The sequence below is a fragment of the Clostridium sp. genome, from assembly GCF_050717635.1.
Classification (GTDB): domain Bacteria; phylum Bacillota; class Clostridia; order Clostridiales; family Clostridiaceae; genus Clostridium_AD.
The window spans coordinates 1-15,132 of the sequence record NZ_JBOITO010000005.1 but is presented as its reverse complement, the minus strand read 5'-3'; the positions used below and the strand labels follow the sequence as shown (position 1 = coordinate 15,132).

Here is a 15,132-nt window from a genome sequence, read left to right as displayed (position 1 = left end):
ATTACCTATCATACTGACTTGTTATTTTACAACTTCTAGGTGGTCTCTATTCCATAATTGCTACACAGGGCTTCCAGGCCTCCTATAAATCCACTACCTATACAATTAATTTTCCACTGGTTCTTATATCTATATATCTCGGCTACTACCATAGCCGTCTCTTTAGATAAATCTTCATCAAATTTAAAATTTAGAATCTCTTTCTTAGTGTTACCATCTATAATCCTAAAATATCCCTCGGATACTTGTCCCAGGTTTTGATGCCTTTCTGTTGCCTCATATATAGTTGTAGTAAATGCTAGTTTTTGAATACTTTCCGGTATTCTATTTAAATCTACTTGTATACACTCATCGTAAGCTTCTTTAAGTGATGTATTATGATCTCGTTTAATAACTACTCCGCCACAAGTGCTGTTAGTGTTTTCATAAAAGATAAAATCTTTTTCTGTGGTTTTATTGTTTATGTCTACCATAAATACAGACGCATCTAAATCGAACTCGTCATTCCCAGTTGTATTTACTTTAAAATCTAATGCTACTATTAGTTTTGAAATATTTTTCGTATTGTCATTTATACTTAACTTTTGCCCTTTTTTAAGTTTAATACTAGTCGTTACATCCACAAGTTTTCTTTTCTCCATATTCTTATTTGATTTTAATGGAGTATTTATTTTAGCCTCAGAATTAACTTTGGGTTGTACCTTATTTGTGCTTTGAGTGCTAACTTGATTTGTCTGCCGCTTAGCTCCCATTACTATTTTCGAATTATTTTCTGGCCTAATGCTGGTCTCAACAGTTAATTCCCCGTATTGTTTCTTTTGTGATGTTAGTTTTTTATTACTATTATCTACACTTATAGACAAAACGCATACCTCCTAATCGATTGAAGCTTTAACTCCTGAATTTCTTTCAAATGGTTGAATAATTACAGTTTCGCCTTGGGTGTTAAATTCTAACATATATGATTCACCAGAGCTTTGTCCAAGGAAAGTTTTCCAACTTACATCAGTTTTAAACTGAGGATCAGAACCTGTCCAGCATACCACTGCGTCAGGATCCACTACGCAAGGTGTTTGTAGAATAATTGGGTTTCCGTTTGTAGTTATAGCCACCTCCGCATTATTTCCTATACCTGTTAAATTTGATGTAAACATACCCTTTTGAGATATTACCCCTGAGCCCATAAATCTAACGCTGTATTTACAATCTTCAGTGAAAGCAAGTAAATTTTCTCCTTCAACTCCTATACTCTGACCTTGCCCCAGTGTAATTATACTAATATGCTGTGCTCTGTTTGCCATATAATAACTACCTGTACCCTTTACTTTCATGATGGGAATATTCTCTCCTGTAAGCTTCCTAGAAGCTAAATTCATAACGGATTTAAATACGCTTCCAGTACTATTCGTATCTAATAACACTTTTTCAGAAGTAAAGCTACCCGTGTAAGCCACCATAGCACCTTTTCTTGCAAAAAATTGTCCATCCCCCTCTGCGATACAAGTAAGCTCTTGATGATTTTTAAAATTAAACATGCCTATTAACCCCTTTCTTATTTACAATACACCTAATTTGTCATTATATAATCATTTTGTAAATTTCGATATAAAATTCTATATTTCAAGTATATCATAATTTTGTTGATTATCTATTAATACATATAACGACTATTTTGGGATATAAATATTTACTATATTATTTTACTCATGCTATAATATGATAGATATATATTTATAAAAAATTCAAATACCTTAGGGGGCTAATATGAAATATTTAAAAATATTAGGGAAAATAGTTTTATACTTCTCAGTTTACATATTTACTACATTTATATGCACATCTATCTATGCAATTATTTATGGAATAATTAATTTTAACAGTATAACTAACGTTCAGATTAATGAGTCATTAATTCGAGACGGATTTTTATTAACTGCGACTTCTGCAATAATTTGTTTTGGAATTTATGTGCTTATGTTTAGGAAAAAAGAGATAAATTTATTTAAAAGATGCAGTTTCAAGAAAATAAGTTTGAAAAACTCTTCGCTTATAGTATTTTGTTCTTTAGGACTAGCCTTATTCTCCGATAGTTTAGTGAATTTACTTATAAGTAAATTTCCAAGTTATACGGAAGCAAGTGCAGCTATAGAATCAAATACAACTACTATTTTAGGCATTGTTTGTATTGTTTTGATTATACCCATATTCGAAGAGATTTTATTTAGGGGGCTCATATATAACGAATTAAAAACCCACTTAAATATAATTTTAGCTATAATTATTCAAGGTGTTATATTTGCTGCCGCACATGGTAATATGCTTCAAGGTATTTATACATTTATTATGGGCGTGGTATTAGCTATAATATATAATAAGACTAGATCAATTATTGCGCCAATGTTATTTCACATAATGTATAATTTATTAGGTTCTATTGTACTACCATTTATATTAAGTGGTATTGATGGTTATTATATAGCTATTCTAATTTTAGGATCAATTATAACAATCTTCTCATTAGTTCTTATACTTAAAAATAATACTAAAACAATTAACAATAATACGCTATATACAGAACTTTAAATACTTTATTGAATATTCAGTAATCCCTGTGTTTAATATGTAATTATGTATACAACTATGTTATAATAATATATTATAGTCAGTATTAATTACTTTTTTATACTGATTAATTTAATAAATGGAGAATTATATGGAGAATAAATATGAGATATTTTAACTATATTAATAAATCACAAGATATTTTTTTTAAAACACCTTCCTCATATGGCTTATACTCCTCAAGAGAAGAATTATCCTACGCACTAGGTGCATGTTTGTATATGCCAGCAACAAGAGAAAATTTGCTAAGGGACATCACCTCTAGTAGGAAATTAGGAGCTCACACTATCACTATTTGTATGGAAGATTCTATATCTTCCAGCCAAGTTGGACAAGCTGAAAATAACATTATTAATTTATTTAGGAGTATAGAACATCTTTTAGAAAGTGATGATTCTTTTATTAATAATCTACCTCTTCTTTTTATTAGAGTTAGAAACGTTAATCAACTTTATAAATTACTAAGAGAATCGTCTTTGATAGGTCTATGCGGTTTTGTATTTCCTAAGTTTGATGCTGAAATTGGTGAAAAATATTTATCAGTACTAAAAGAATATAACAAGTCTAATAATAGAATTCTATACGCAATGCCAATACTAGAGACTCCCGGAATAATTCATAAGGAAACTCGAATAGAAGAACTTATTAAGATAAAGCGTATCATCGATTACTATAGTGAATATGTTTTAAACATTAGACTTGGGGGCACAGATTTCTCTGGTATCTATAGCCTTAGGCGTGGTAGAGATTATACCGTATACGACTTAGCCGTAGTAAAGGATTGTATTTGTGATATAATTAACTTCTTTAAACGTGATAATTATGTTATCTCTGGCGTAGTTTATGAATATTATAATAAAGTTTTAGATTTTAACAATAATATTCTTATTAAAGAAACTCTTTTAGATCGAACTAATGGGTTAACTGGTAAAACCGTTATACATCCCACTCAGGTAAATGTGGTAAATTCTCTTATGGTTGTATCCAAAGAAAATTATACAGATGCATGTAATATTGCTAATTCATCCCTTGATGGTGTAATAAAAAGCGATTATGAAAATAAAATGAATGAAATAAAACCCCATGAAAAGTGGGCCAAGGAAATATTACTTAAAGCTAAGATAATGGGGGTATATGAAGATGGAAAATCTCACAGAGAATTATTGCAATGCACCAATTCATTATAATATTGATAATAGTCTACAAATTTCACTTAGCATTAATGAAAATAAATGTAACATTCCTGCGTCAAGCCTTTTTACTATGTCAGCAAGAGAAAATAAAAAAAGAGATTTTCTGTTTGTAAGTAAAGTTATCGGAAAACACATGCCAATGATTCCAGATACCCTTGAGATTATCGGTGAAATTCTAGCTCGGCTTTGGATTAACGAAAGAGAAGACAACGTATATTATCCTACTACTGAATTAGTAAGTAAACTTATTTCTTCCGATATATCTCATAACCTTGGTAATTTAAATTCAAAAACTATGGGAAAAACAATGAAAAGTAATGTTGAAAATATAAATGATATTTTCAAAGCACCTATAAGACTGGCAAACAAAACTCTTTTTATTGGTTTTGCAGAAACTGCTACGGGTCTTGCTCAATCAGTATTTCAAAACTTCTCAAATGCTTCTTATATACACACTACACGAGAAAAAATAACTTCTATAAATTCAGCACTGCTTTTTAACGAAGAACATTCTCATGCTGTAGAACACTCTCTTTTTCCTTATAATAGTGACTTTTTTGACCAATTTGATGATATCGTTTTGGTAGATGATGAACTTACTACAGGTAAATCTGCGTTAAATTTAATTAAATGTCTTCCCGGGAAATATTTTGGTATTCTATCTATACTAGACTGGCGAGATGCTGCCAGTTATAAAATATTCAGACATGAAAAAAATAGACATGTTAGGGTATGTTCCCTTTTAAAAGGAGACATTAAGTGCAGTAAATCAAAAAATATTATAAGCGACGATCTAATTGTACCTAATCGTTCTACTAAGTTAATTCCTTGCAAAGAACTTGTTTTTGAAATAACTAAAAGTATTGAGGGTTATTCCAAACATACCGGCAGATTTGGAATTAATTCAGAAGATAATACTGAAATCTTTAAAGAAATTAGATCTATAGCTACGGTACTTAAAAAACAAAGAACTACTGGAAATTGTCTTTGCATAGGAACTGGAGAATTCATATATTTACCTTGTAGTATAAGCGCAATGATTGGGGATAATGTGTATTTTCAATCTACTACAAGAAGTCCTGTTCACGCTAGGAACATTGATTATTACGGGAATAAAAATAAGGTTGCTTTTCAAAGCCCAGAGGATGAAACTATAACTAACTACCTTTACAATATACCTGATAATTTCTATGAGCAGGTGTTTTTCTTATCTGAAAAGCCTTTAACCGAAGAAAAAAAAGAAGAGGTAAATAGAATTTTTACTTGTTTTCATGTAAAGTCTATTATATTCGTATGCTGGAAAGGCTAATATAAAAAAGAGGTGTAAATAAATGAATAAAAGTACTTTTTCGGGAAGCTACTCCGCGGATGATGTTATATTTCTTCTTAAAGACATTTCACATCTTATAGTAGAACAAAATAATGAATTTAGAGAAAATGCTATACAAAGTGGAACCCATTATTCTGAAATGTTACCAATAGAATATACTCCTTCAAAAGAATATATGGATATTTTCTACAACACCTTACAAGGGTCAAAAATCAAGTTAGCTACTCTAGTAGCTATATTAACGGATAAAATTATAGCTGCAAGAGGTGAAAATATTGTTTTGGTATCCCTTGCTAGAGCTGGAACTCCAATTGGAATATTAATTAAACGATATATGCAATTTAAATACAATGTGTCCCCTACTCATTATGGTATTTCTATAATCCGTGATAAAGGTATAGATAAAAATGCAATTATGCATATACTTGAGAACCACCCTCCAGCAGATATACAATTCATTGATGGGTGGACGGGCAAAGGTGTTATTCAGCATACATTAACAAAAGCTTGTAACGAACTCTACGAGGAGTTTAATATAATCTTAGATTCAAATTTAGCAGTCCTATCTGACCCCGCTTACTGCACTCTTATTTACGGTACAAGAGAAGACTTCTTAATTCCAAGTGCTTGCCTTAATTCTACAGTATCAGGTCTTGTAAGTAGGACTGTACTTAATGATAAGTATATTGGCAAGGATGATTTTCACGGTACAAAGTATTATAGTGAACTGGCACCCGTAGATGTATCTAATTTCTATATAGATGAAATATGTAACTGCTTTGTGGATATAGATTTGGATTATCTATCTGAACTTATAAACGCAGATAGGAATTCTGAAGTTGCTGTAGATATTGAGTTTGGTAATACTTCTCTAAACTGCAAAGGACTTAAAGATATTCAAAGTATTAAAAAGAAATTTAACATTGATAATGTCAATCTTATAAAACCAGGAATTGGAGAAACTACAAGGGTCCTTCTCAGGCGTATCCCATGGAAAATACTAATTGATTCCTTTAACAATCCAAATTTAAAACATATACTAAAGCTTGCGGAAGAAAAGACCATACCCGTGGAAATATATACAGATATGTGCTATTCCTGCTGTGGCATTATTAAATCAAAAGAAAAAGAAGATATGTAACAAATCAGTGTATAAGCAAGTACACTAGATGTCGTTAGGATGTGTTTATATGGTATTTGCCTCGGACCTTGATAGTACACTTATATATTCTGCAAGACATTGTGAATTAATAAGTTCAGAAAAACTTTTCCCTGTAGATTTTTATAATAATAATAATTGCAGCTTTATGACGAGTTCCATACAACATAAACTAGAGCATATAAATGAAAGTATGCTTTTTGTACCCGTTACCACAAGGTCTAAAGATCAATATAAGCGGATGAAATACTTTTATGATGTAATAAAACCTAAATATGCAGTTGTAGCCAATGGAGGTATAATACTTAAGGATGGAATAGAACTTAAATCTTGGTCAGATATAAGTTCCACTAAGCTTAAAGACTTAGTATCTGTTAAAGATATGATAGAATTATGTAGTTTCTTTTTGCAAATGGATTTTGTGATCTCCTATAAAACTTGTGAAGATTTATTTATATACTCCATTGTGGATGGGGACAAACTAGCTAATGCTATTTCAAAAGGGGAAATAGCTTTGACTTATCTTGAGATTTTACGTTCCTTTTGCGGCTCATATAATTATAGCGTGTCTAAACAAGGTAAAAAGGTATATATCGTTCCAAATTGTATAAATAAATATGACCCTATAAAATATATAATGAAGCTGGAGAATATAAATACATTATTATCTGCTGGAGATTCTCTACTGGACTACCCTATGATAAAACACTCGGATTTTGGGATTATTCCCTCACATGGAGAATTGCTACATAGTCTCCCTAGGGAAACCTTTGCTGATAATGTATATATTACAAATAAATCCGGTATATTTGCAGGTGAAGAAATTTTAGATATTGTACATAAAAAAATACACATTGTTGATTAAAATCAACAATGTGTATTTTTCTTTAAGCTGCTATTTTTTCTTCTGATTCTGACTCAACTTGTTCAGTTTTTTTTGTAAAGGTCCTCATAATTAGTTTTACAATTTCATTTACTACTATTACAAGCGAAGATAGAAGAATTATCTTTAGCCACATAGTAGCGCTTAATGATACTGCATTAAAGAATTTAGAAAATACTTCAGTTACAAATATTTGTGTTACTGCTGTAACCGTAATTATCTTTAAAAATATAGTGTTTTTTGTAATGTTAGTAAAGATACTATCGTAACCGAATTCTCTACAGTTAAATGCGTTAAACAATGCACTAAAAGCAAACAATGCAAATAATACTGTCTGCATTTGGTTGGGTTCTGTAACCCCATCTTTTGGGAACCCAGCTCCTAGTATGTCAAATTTCATTTGAATCATAAGAAGGGCTGTTATATATAGTGCATTGGCTATCATACTCTTTAACATTTGTTTAGTTATGATACTGGCATTTCTATTTGTAGGCTTTCTGTTTAAAACAGCATCTCTTACTGGTTCTAGTCCAAGAGATAGTGCTGGTGGCCCATCCATTATAATATTTACCCACAATAGTTGTATTGTAGTGAATGGCATTTGGAAATCAAATACTACAGATAAAATTGCTGTTAAAAAAGCAATAATATTTACTGTTATCTGAAATTGAATAAACCTTTGGAAGTTTTCATAAATACCTCTTCCCCATTTAATTCCTTTTACAATAGTACCAAAACTATCATCTGTTAATATTATATCTGCTGCATTTTTACTAACTTCAGTTCCAGCTATACCCATAGCTATACCTACATCTGCTTTTGTAAGAGCTGGAGCATCATTTATTCCATCTCCAGTTACAGCAACCACTTCTCCATTTTTTTGAAGTGCTTCAACTATTCTCATTTTTGTGTCAGGCTTAGAACGTGCTACTATTGAAATAGTAGTTATTTCTTGTCTAAGTTCTTCGGCGGATAATGTATCTATATAGGTAGCCTCAACTGCTCTACTCGTACCTTCAAGTAATCCTAATTCTTCTCCAATGGCAATAGCTGTATTTATGTTATCTCCTGTAAGCATTTTTGTAGTAACACCTGCTTTTCTAGCAGTTTCTATGGCTTCTTTAACATCAAGTCTTAGCGGATCTCTTATTCCTACAAATCCTGTAAACACTAAATCATCTTCTAAAGTGCCTTGCTCAGATGCCATAGCTACTTCTCCACTTATATTTCCATATGCAAATCCAAGTACTCGCATAGATTTTTTCTGAAGTATTTCGATTTCATCTAATATCTCGCGTCTTCTAGCTGCATTAAGTTCTTTTTCAATACAATTAATATGTTCATATTTACATAATTCCAGAATAATTTCTGGAGCTCCTTTTGTTAAGACCGTGGAACCTTCCTCTTCTTCTATAACAGTACTCATTCTCTTACTCTTTGAACTAAATGGAATCTGATGAGCTATGGTAGCATTTTGCCTTTCTTGTACATAATCGCAAGAATCATTGTATAAAAGAAGAGCACATTCTGTTGCACTACCTAAATATTTAACCTCTGAATCATCCTTTTCAATATCTGCTGTTGAATTTACAAGACAGTTATCTATAAAATAGTTATTGCTCTCGCTTAATTCATCTCTTCCTCTGTATTTACCATTTAAATAAACTTCTTCTACGGTCATCCTATTTTGAGTAAGTGTGCCTGTTTTATCCGAGCATATTACACTTACAGAACCTATTGTTTCGCAGGCTTCCTTTTTAGTAACAAGAGCATTTATCTTGGCCATCTTTTGCATAGTTATTGCAAGTGTCATATTTATCATTGTTGGAAGTCCTTCTGGGACAGCCGCAACAATTAGTGCAACACATACTACAAAAGCAGTTTTTATTGGTCCAACAGACTCTAAAAATGCAAATACACCACTAGTGTCTGGTGTGATAGTTTTTGCTACAACCATTTTTACAATCATAACTATAAATAATATGGCAGCTATAGCACTTGATACTTTTGAAATCTTTCCACCTAAATCTCCTAGTTTTGCTTGGAGCGGTGTTTGCAGATCACTTTCCACAAGATTTCTAGCTATTTCACCCATTTCAGATTTATCCCCTGTAGATGTAACTACAAAACTAGCTCTACCATAGGCTACAAGTGTTCCTCCAAAAACCATATTTAGTTGTTTTGCTGGAATTGGATCTTGAACAATATTTTTATCTTTAGCTTTTATATTTTCCATTTCTATTATAGTTTCTGCTTCTTTGCTTACGTCTTCTGATTCTCCTGTAAGCATATCTTCTCTAACCATTAAATCTATAGTACTTACAAGTCTTCCATCTGCTGGTACCATATCCCCTGTCTCAATTAAAACAATGTCCCCAGGTACCAGTTCAATTTTATTCACTTGAATTATCTTTCCATTACGTAATACTTTTACCTCTATATTTTCCGTCATTTTTGAAAGTGCATCTGCCGCCTTTTGCGATTTTCCTTCTGTAAATATTCCTATACTAATTCCTATAGCTACTGCACATACTATGCCAATAGCATCTGCAAACTCCCCTACCAGTGCACTGATTAAGGCTGCTGCTAAAAGTATCATCATCATAGGCTCAGTTATTGCTTCTTTAACACTGTCCCAAATAGAACCCTTCTCTTGTTTAGTAAATTCATTAGCACCATACTCCTCTAGTCTCTCTTTAGCTTCTGAACTAGATAAGCCCTTACTACTATCAACCTTAAGCTCCTTTAAGACTTTTGAGCTCTCTTCATTAAAGTATTTCATATTAACCACCCTTCTATGACTTTTACAATTTCCTTTTACAGTAAAATGTAGAAAATGATAATAAATCATTTTCTACATCACTAATTTATTGGTATTTTTTTATCATTTCACCTAAACCAGATGAAGAATCTCCTTCTCCTACGGCCATAAACTTCCATTCTCCACTGTTACGATAAAGTTCACCAGCAAATAAACCTGTTTTACCAGAATACTCATCTGTTAAATTAAACTTAAATATTTCTTTATTATCTGCAATATTTACTAAACGTATGTAAGCATTTTGTATCATTCCAAAATGTTGTTTACGCTGAGCTGCAGCATAGATATTGACAACAAAAACTAACTTTACTATCTCTTTAGGCAAAGTTGATAGGTCAACCATAATTTGCTCATCGTCCCCATCACCATCACCAGTAAGATTATCTCCCATATGTTGAATGCTACCACATTTGCTTTTCAGATTTCCAAAATAGACTAAGTTTTCTTTTCCTCTTAGTTTATCTTTTTCATCTAACATAAGTACTGAAGCATCGCAATCTATTTCTGCTTGCTTGCCTCCAAATAGTCCTCCAAGCAGTCCCTTAGATGACTGCTTAACTGCGTCCCATCCAAGCCCTACCATTGTCTTTTTAAGTCCTGGACTTTCCTTTGTTAAGCTTATCCTTTGACCCTTTTGTAAATTTATACCCATTTTTCACATCTCCTCAAATATCTAGTGTACTTAATCCCACTAATTAATTCAGAATATCATATTTTTTTATGCATCTAGTCCATAATTTTTACAAAGGGCAGATAATCCACCTTGAAAACCACTTCCAGTTGCACTAAATTTCCATTCATTATTATTACGATATATTTCACAAAATACTAATGCAGTTTCTACTGAAAAGTCTTCTGACAAGTCGTACCTTAAAACTTCTTCATTAGTATCTTCATTTACTACTCTAACAAAAGCGTTAGAAACCTGACCAAAGTTTTGCTGACGACCTACTGCATCATGTATGGTTACTGTAATTGCTATTCTCTCTATGTCTGAAGGTATTTTAGAAAATTCTATAATTAATTGTTCATCGTCACCTTCACCTTCCCCAGTTAAATTATCCCCAGTGTGTGTAACCGCACCTGACGCGTGAACTAAATTATTATAAAATATAAAGTCTAAGTCATTATTTGTTTTTCCATTTGAACCTACTAAAAAAGCAGAAGCATCTAAATCGAAATCTCCCCCACCTGAATATTTATTTGTATCCCATCCAAGACCTATAATTGCCTTCTTTAAACTTGGGTTACTCTTAGTTAAATCAATCTTTTGACCTTTATTTAAATTAATTGTCATAATTACCCCTCCTAAATTTTTAGTTTACACTAATTCCAAAGTTGCTACAAAGTGCATTTAGTCCGCCTTCAAATCCGCTTCCAACTGCACTAAATTTCCATTCCCCATTGTTACGATATAATTCAGCTACTACAACTGCAGTTTCAATGCTATAATCTTCACTTAAATCATATCTTATTAATTCTTCATTATTATTTTCATTTAAAATTCTTATAAAGGCGTTAGACACTTGTCCAAAATTCTGACTTCTCTCCACCGCTTCATGGATAGTTACAGTAAAGTTGATTTTTTCAACAGATGCTGGAACTTTATTTAGCTCAATTCTAATTTGCTCGTCATCACCCTCGCCCTCACCAGTTTTGTTATCTCCTAAATGCGATACTGATTCAGCTGAATCTTTTGGGTTATTATAAAAAATAAAATCATTATCAGATGATACCTTTCCATTTGCTCCTACTAAGAAAGCTGCTGCATCTAAATCAAATGCCGCTCCCCCATCATACTTATTTGTGTCCCACCCAAGTCCAACAATAACATTAGTAAGACCAGGATTTGTTTTAGTTAAATCTACCTTTTGACCTTTCTTTAAACTAATTGCCATAATACATTCCTCCTAAATGCCACTAAAGTGGCTATATTAAACTTTTATAGTATATTATATAGTGGTTAAATAATTGATATTAATTACAAATATAAATATCTATTATTAATTATTTCCAAAAATTCAGACAATAATCATTTTATATTTACAATTATTTAAAAAAGCCTTACTCTAGTTTGAATTACATAGCATAATCAAACTACAATAAAGCAACAATCATTAATATCAGTATAACATGTTTTTGCACTAAACACTAGGTTATGCAGTCAAATATCACTTACTTTTATGTATATTTTTAGTGAACAATTTTACAATAGAAAATTTAAATTACAGACAAACAATTTATAGTGAAAACTAATTCTCGCTATTTTTGTTTTCACTATATTTTAGTATTGATTTAAATAATATATATTATATAATATATATTATACAACAATAAAAAAGGATGGATGTGATAGCGTGAAATTCCCAACTGTTAAAAATCTCTTAAAAGATGATCATAAACCTAAACTTATGGCATTAGACTTCATAAAATATATTGGACCAGGGCTTCTTGTTACTGTAGGATTTATAGATCCTGGTAACTGGGCAGCAAATGTTGCTGCTGGCGCCAGTTATGGCTATACTCTACTTTGGATGGTAACTCTTTCAACTATTATGCTAATTGTTCTTCAGCATAATGCGGCCCATCTTGGGATTGCTACAGGTAATTGCATAGCAGAAGCATCTACTGCCACTTTGAAACCAAAATTAAACAAAATAGTGCTTGGATCAGCTGTTATAGCTGCAGTTTCTACCGCCCTTGCAGAACTTCTTGGTGGTGCTATTGCTTTAAACATGTTATTTGGCATCCCTATTAAACTAGGCACCGTCTTAGTTTTAATTTTAATCCTATGGATGCTATTTACAAATTCCTATAAAAAATTAGAAAAATGGATTATTGGATTTGTTTCCATAATAGGTATATCATTTATATTTGAATTAAGTCTAGTGCATATAGAATGGGGAAAAGCTATGATAAGTTGGGTTAAACCTTCTTTTCCTACAGGCTCTATTCCAATAATAATGAGTGTACTAGGTGCAGTTGTAATGCCCCATAATTTATTTTTACATTCGGAGATAATCCAAAGTCGTCAGTGGAATTTAAAGGATGAAACTATTATTAAAAAACAGTTGAAGTATGAATTTATGGATACATTTTTTTCAATGATCGTAGGGTGGGCAATAAATAGTGCTATGATACTTATTGCAGCCGCTACTTTCTTTACACAAAAGATTAACGTTACGGAGCTTAATCAGGCTCAACAAATGCTAACGCCATTACTTGGAAATACAGCTTCCGTAGTTTTTGCTTTAGCTCTACTTTTTGCTGGAATTGCCTCCTCAGTTACCGCAGGTATGGCTGGTGGTAGTATTTTCGCAGGAATCTTTGGTGAACCTTATGACATTAATGATATACATACTAAAATAGGAGTAGGAATTACTCTAGTTGGTGCTGCAATAATTATATTTTTTATATCACAACCTTTTAAAGGTCTAATCTACTCACAAATGCTCTTAAGTATACAATTACCTATAACTATATTCCTTCAGATATATTTAACTTCTTCTAAAAAAGTTATGGGCAAGTATGCAAACAGTAGATTCGATAAAATTGCTCTTTGGATTATTGGATTAATAGTAACTGCACTTAACATAATGCTATTATTAAACTATATATTATAAATTTATAAACAACAAGGAAAAAGCTCTAGGGGACGAACCCCTCGAGCCTTTATTCCTTATCATTTTCTATAGTCATTTTGTTTTTCTGAAAACTATCTACTAATTTAAAATTCTCCTCTTCCTTTTTATTAGGTAGTGTTTCCACATAAATACTTGTGCTTGGAAACGCCATTGAAACTCCTACTTGCTCTAAAATCTGAATTATATTAAAATTAATATTCTCTTTTATTTTTAAATATTCAGCAAGTGCCGTTGTATCAACGAAAAAATATATAAATATATCTAAACTACTAGCACTAAACTTATCAAAATTAACAAAAATAGTCTGCTTATTAACCTGTGGATGGTTGACTATCATATCTCTAATATTGTCTACACAACTCTGCAATTTCTCACTAGAGGTTCCATAAGTTACTCCTAAATTAAAATTGATTCTCCGTTTACCTCTTCTACTAAAATTAGTTAGTGGTTCGTTTGCTAATTTTGAATTAGGCACAGTTATTATCGCTTCATCAAAAGTTCTTATTTTAGTTGTTCTAAAAGAAATACTTTCTATAGTACCTTCTAGGTTATCGATGCTAACCCAATCTCCAATAGTGAAAGGCTTATCTAATATTATAAAAATACCTGCAATAATATTTGCGGCTGCATCTTTAGCAGCTAATGCAAAGGCTAATCCTCCTAGTCCAAGCCCTGTAATAAACCCTTGAATAGGAATAGACCATATGTCAGCAATCACATTAATAGCTAATGCTATTATTATAAATCTTAATATCTTTGATATAAAAGGAAATAATATTTTATCCACTTTTATATCATATGCTTTATGCATTTTTTCAAATAATACAGAAGATTCTTCAGTAAGATTGTATACTCCCCAAGAAATTAAAATTACAACAACAGCACTAAAAACCTTATCAATGGTGGGTATTTTAATTACATTATAGGCCATAGTTAGAATTTTAAAACCAAAATAAAATCCCAACACCCCAAAAAAACTGGTTACAGGTTTTTCAAAGGCCTCTATTATTTTTGTATCTGCATCAAATTTTGTTTTATCTGCAAGTCTTAATATTATTTTGAATACATATTTTGCAAATATCTTTTTTAACAATGCAAATAATGCAAAAACTCCAATAGCTATTCCTACATATTTAAACTTATAGTATATAAAATCATTTAAAATATCGTTTTTTGTAAAAAAATCCAGTATAGATTGGAACAAAAAAATCACACTCCCTTTCTTCTTATGTCCTTATGCAAATATATATATTCATTTTAATCTAATTATTATATTTTCTCAATGGATTGCGTAAAAAATTTAAGTTTTAATAATATATTCATATATAAAAAAAGCACTTCATAAAGAAGTGCTTTTTTTGGTGGCTTACCGGGGAATCGAACCCCGGACACCATGATTAAAAGTCATGTGCTCTACCAACTGAGCTAGTAAACCATATTTACCTGGCGACAACCTACTCTCCCACAAGGTCACCCTTGC

Annotated in this window: 13 protein-coding genes and 1 tRNA gene; 6 read left to right on the top strand and 8 right to left on the bottom strand. The window is 31.5% G+C overall.

What is annotated here, in order from left to right; all coding sequences use genetic code 11:
- Positions 1-35: 35 nt before the first annotated feature.
- The gene (locus ACREWB_RS03040) at positions 36-863 is read right to left on the bottom strand and encodes a TerD family protein (protein ID WP_431546015.1); all 828 of its coding nucleotides are present in this window, start codon (positions 861-863) and stop codon (positions 36-38) included.
- 12 nt (positions 864-875) lie between these two features.
- The gene (locus ACREWB_RS03035) at positions 876-1,535 is read right to left on the bottom strand and encodes an AIM24 family protein (RefSeq protein ID WP_431546014.1); all 660 of its coding nucleotides are present in this window, start codon (positions 1,533-1,535) and stop codon (positions 876-878) included.
- A gap of 229 nt (positions 1,536-1,764) precedes the next feature.
- On the opposite strand from ACREWB_RS03035, the gene ACREWB_RS03030 reads away from it, so the two are divergent.
- The 5 genes from ACREWB_RS03030 to ACREWB_RS03010 all read left to right on the top strand — a co-directional run bounded on the left by ACREWB_RS03030 (position 1,765) and on the right by ACREWB_RS03010 (position 7,169).
- Positions 1,765-2,583: a CPBP family intramembrane glutamic endopeptidase gene (locus tag ACREWB_RS03030; protein ID WP_431546013.1), complete on the top strand. Its 819-nt coding sequence runs from the start codon at positions 1,765-1,767 to the stop codon at positions 2,581-2,583.
- A 143-nt stretch (positions 2,584-2,726) separates the two neighbouring features.
- On the top strand, positions 2,727-3,809 hold the full coding sequence (locus ACREWB_RS03025) for an HpcH/HpaI aldolase/citrate lyase family protein (RefSeq protein WP_431546012.1): 1,083 nt from the start codon (positions 2,727-2,729) through the stop codon (positions 3,807-3,809).
- A complete protein-coding gene (locus tag ACREWB_RS03020; RefSeq protein ID WP_431546011.1) occupies positions 3,763-5,124 on the top strand; it encodes a phosphoribosyltransferase family protein in 1,362 nt (453 codons plus the stop codon). The genes ACREWB_RS03025 and ACREWB_RS03020 overlap by 47 nt, the downstream gene beginning before the upstream one ends.
- Positions 5,125-5,146: 22 nt before the next feature.
- Positions 5,147-6,286 (top strand): cysteine protease StiP family protein, encoded by a 1,140-nt coding sequence (locus tag ACREWB_RS03015; protein WP_431546010.1) that lies wholly within the window; start codon positions 5,147-5,149, stop codon positions 6,284-6,286.
- A gap of 49 nt (positions 6,287-6,335) precedes the next feature.
- The gene (locus ACREWB_RS03010; RefSeq protein ID WP_431546009.1) at positions 6,336-7,169 is read left to right on the top strand and encodes an HAD family hydrolase; all 834 of its coding nucleotides are present in this window, start codon (positions 6,336-6,338) and stop codon (positions 7,167-7,169) included.
- 22 nt (positions 7,170-7,191) lie between these two features.
- Here ACREWB_RS03010 and ACREWB_RS03005 read toward each other — a convergent pair whose 3' ends face one another.
- The 4 genes from ACREWB_RS03005 to ACREWB_RS02990 all read right to left on the bottom strand — a co-directional run bounded on the left by ACREWB_RS03005 (position 7,192) and on the right by ACREWB_RS02990 (position 11,906).
- Positions 7,192-9,969 carry a calcium-translocating P-type ATPase, PMCA-type gene (locus ACREWB_RS03005; RefSeq protein ID WP_431546008.1) on the bottom strand — a complete coding sequence of 926 codons (2,778 nt, stop codon included), beginning with the start codon at positions 9,967-9,969 and terminating at the stop codon, positions 7,192-7,194.
- A gap of 85 nt (positions 9,970-10,054) precedes the next feature.
- Positions 10,055-10,660 carry a TerD family protein gene (locus tag ACREWB_RS03000; protein ID WP_431546007.1) on the bottom strand — a complete coding sequence of 202 codons (606 nt, stop codon included), beginning with the start codon at positions 10,658-10,660 and terminating at the stop codon, positions 10,055-10,057.
- A 66-nt stretch (positions 10,661-10,726) separates the two neighbouring features.
- Entirely contained in the window at positions 10,727-11,305 is a 579-nt protein-coding gene (locus tag ACREWB_RS02995; protein ID WP_431546006.1) for a TerD family protein, read from the bottom strand.
- Positions 11,306-11,324: 19 nt separating this feature from the next.
- Entirely contained in the window at positions 11,325-11,906 is a 582-nt protein-coding gene (locus ACREWB_RS02990; protein ID WP_431546005.1) for a TerD family protein, read from the bottom strand.
- Between the two features lie 513 nt (positions 11,907-12,419).
- Here ACREWB_RS02990 and ACREWB_RS02985 point away from each other — a divergent pair.
- Positions 12,420-13,631 (top strand): Nramp family divalent metal transporter, encoded by a 1,212-nt coding sequence (locus tag ACREWB_RS02985; RefSeq protein WP_431546027.1) that lies wholly within the window; start codon positions 12,420-12,422, stop codon positions 13,629-13,631.
- Positions 13,632-13,680: 49 nt separating this feature from the next.
- Here ACREWB_RS02985 and ACREWB_RS02980 read toward each other — a convergent pair whose 3' ends face one another.
- A complete protein-coding gene (locus ACREWB_RS02980; protein WP_431546004.1) occupies positions 13,681-14,856 on the bottom strand; it encodes a mechanosensitive ion channel family protein in 1,176 nt (391 codons plus the stop codon).
- Between the two features lie 155 nt (positions 14,857-15,011).
- Positions 15,012-15,087, bottom strand: a tRNA-Lys gene (locus ACREWB_RS02975).
- Positions 15,088-15,132: the final 45 nt, after the last annotated feature.

Excerpts from the sequence above, each read along its gene's own strand:
- ACREWB_RS03035 (WP_431546014.1), bottom strand. The coding sequence starts at position 1,535 with ATGTTTAATTTTAAAAATCATCAAGAGCTTACTTGTATCGCAGAGGGG.
- ACREWB_RS03030 (WP_431546013.1), top strand. The coding sequence starts at position 1,765 with ATGAAATATTTAAAAATATTAGGGAAAATAGTTTTATACTTCTCAGTT.
- ACREWB_RS03025 (WP_431546012.1), top strand. The coding sequence starts at position 2,727 with ATGAGATATTTTAACTATATTAATAAATCACAAGATATTTTTTTTAAA.
- ACREWB_RS03020 (WP_431546011.1), top strand. The coding sequence starts at position 3,763 with ATGGAAAATCTCACAGAGAATTATTGCAATGCACCAATTCATTATAAT.
- ACREWB_RS03015 (WP_431546010.1), top strand. The coding sequence starts at position 5,147 with ATGAATAAAAGTACTTTTTCGGGAAGCTACTCCGCGGATGATGTTATA.
- ACREWB_RS03010 (WP_431546009.1), top strand. The coding sequence starts at position 6,336 with ATGGTATTTGCCTCGGACCTTGATAGTACACTTATATATTCTGCAAGA.
- ACREWB_RS03005 (WP_431546008.1), bottom strand. The coding sequence starts at position 9,969 with ATGAAATACTTTAATGAAGAGAGCTCAAAAGTCTTAAAGGAGCTTAAG.
- ACREWB_RS03000 (WP_431546007.1), bottom strand. The coding sequence starts at position 10,660 with ATGGGTATAAATTTACAAAAGGGTCAAAGGATAAGCTTAACAAAGGAA.
- ACREWB_RS02995 (WP_431546006.1), bottom strand. The coding sequence starts at position 11,305 with ATGACAATTAATTTAAATAAAGGTCAAAAGATTGATTTAACTAAGAGT.
- ACREWB_RS02990 (WP_431546005.1), bottom strand. The coding sequence starts at position 11,906 with ATGGCAATTAGTTTAAAGAAAGGTCAAAAGGTAGATTTAACTAAAACA.
- ACREWB_RS02985 (WP_431546027.1), top strand. The coding sequence starts at position 12,420 with ATGGCATTAGACTTCATAAAATATATTGGACCAGGGCTTCTTGTTACT.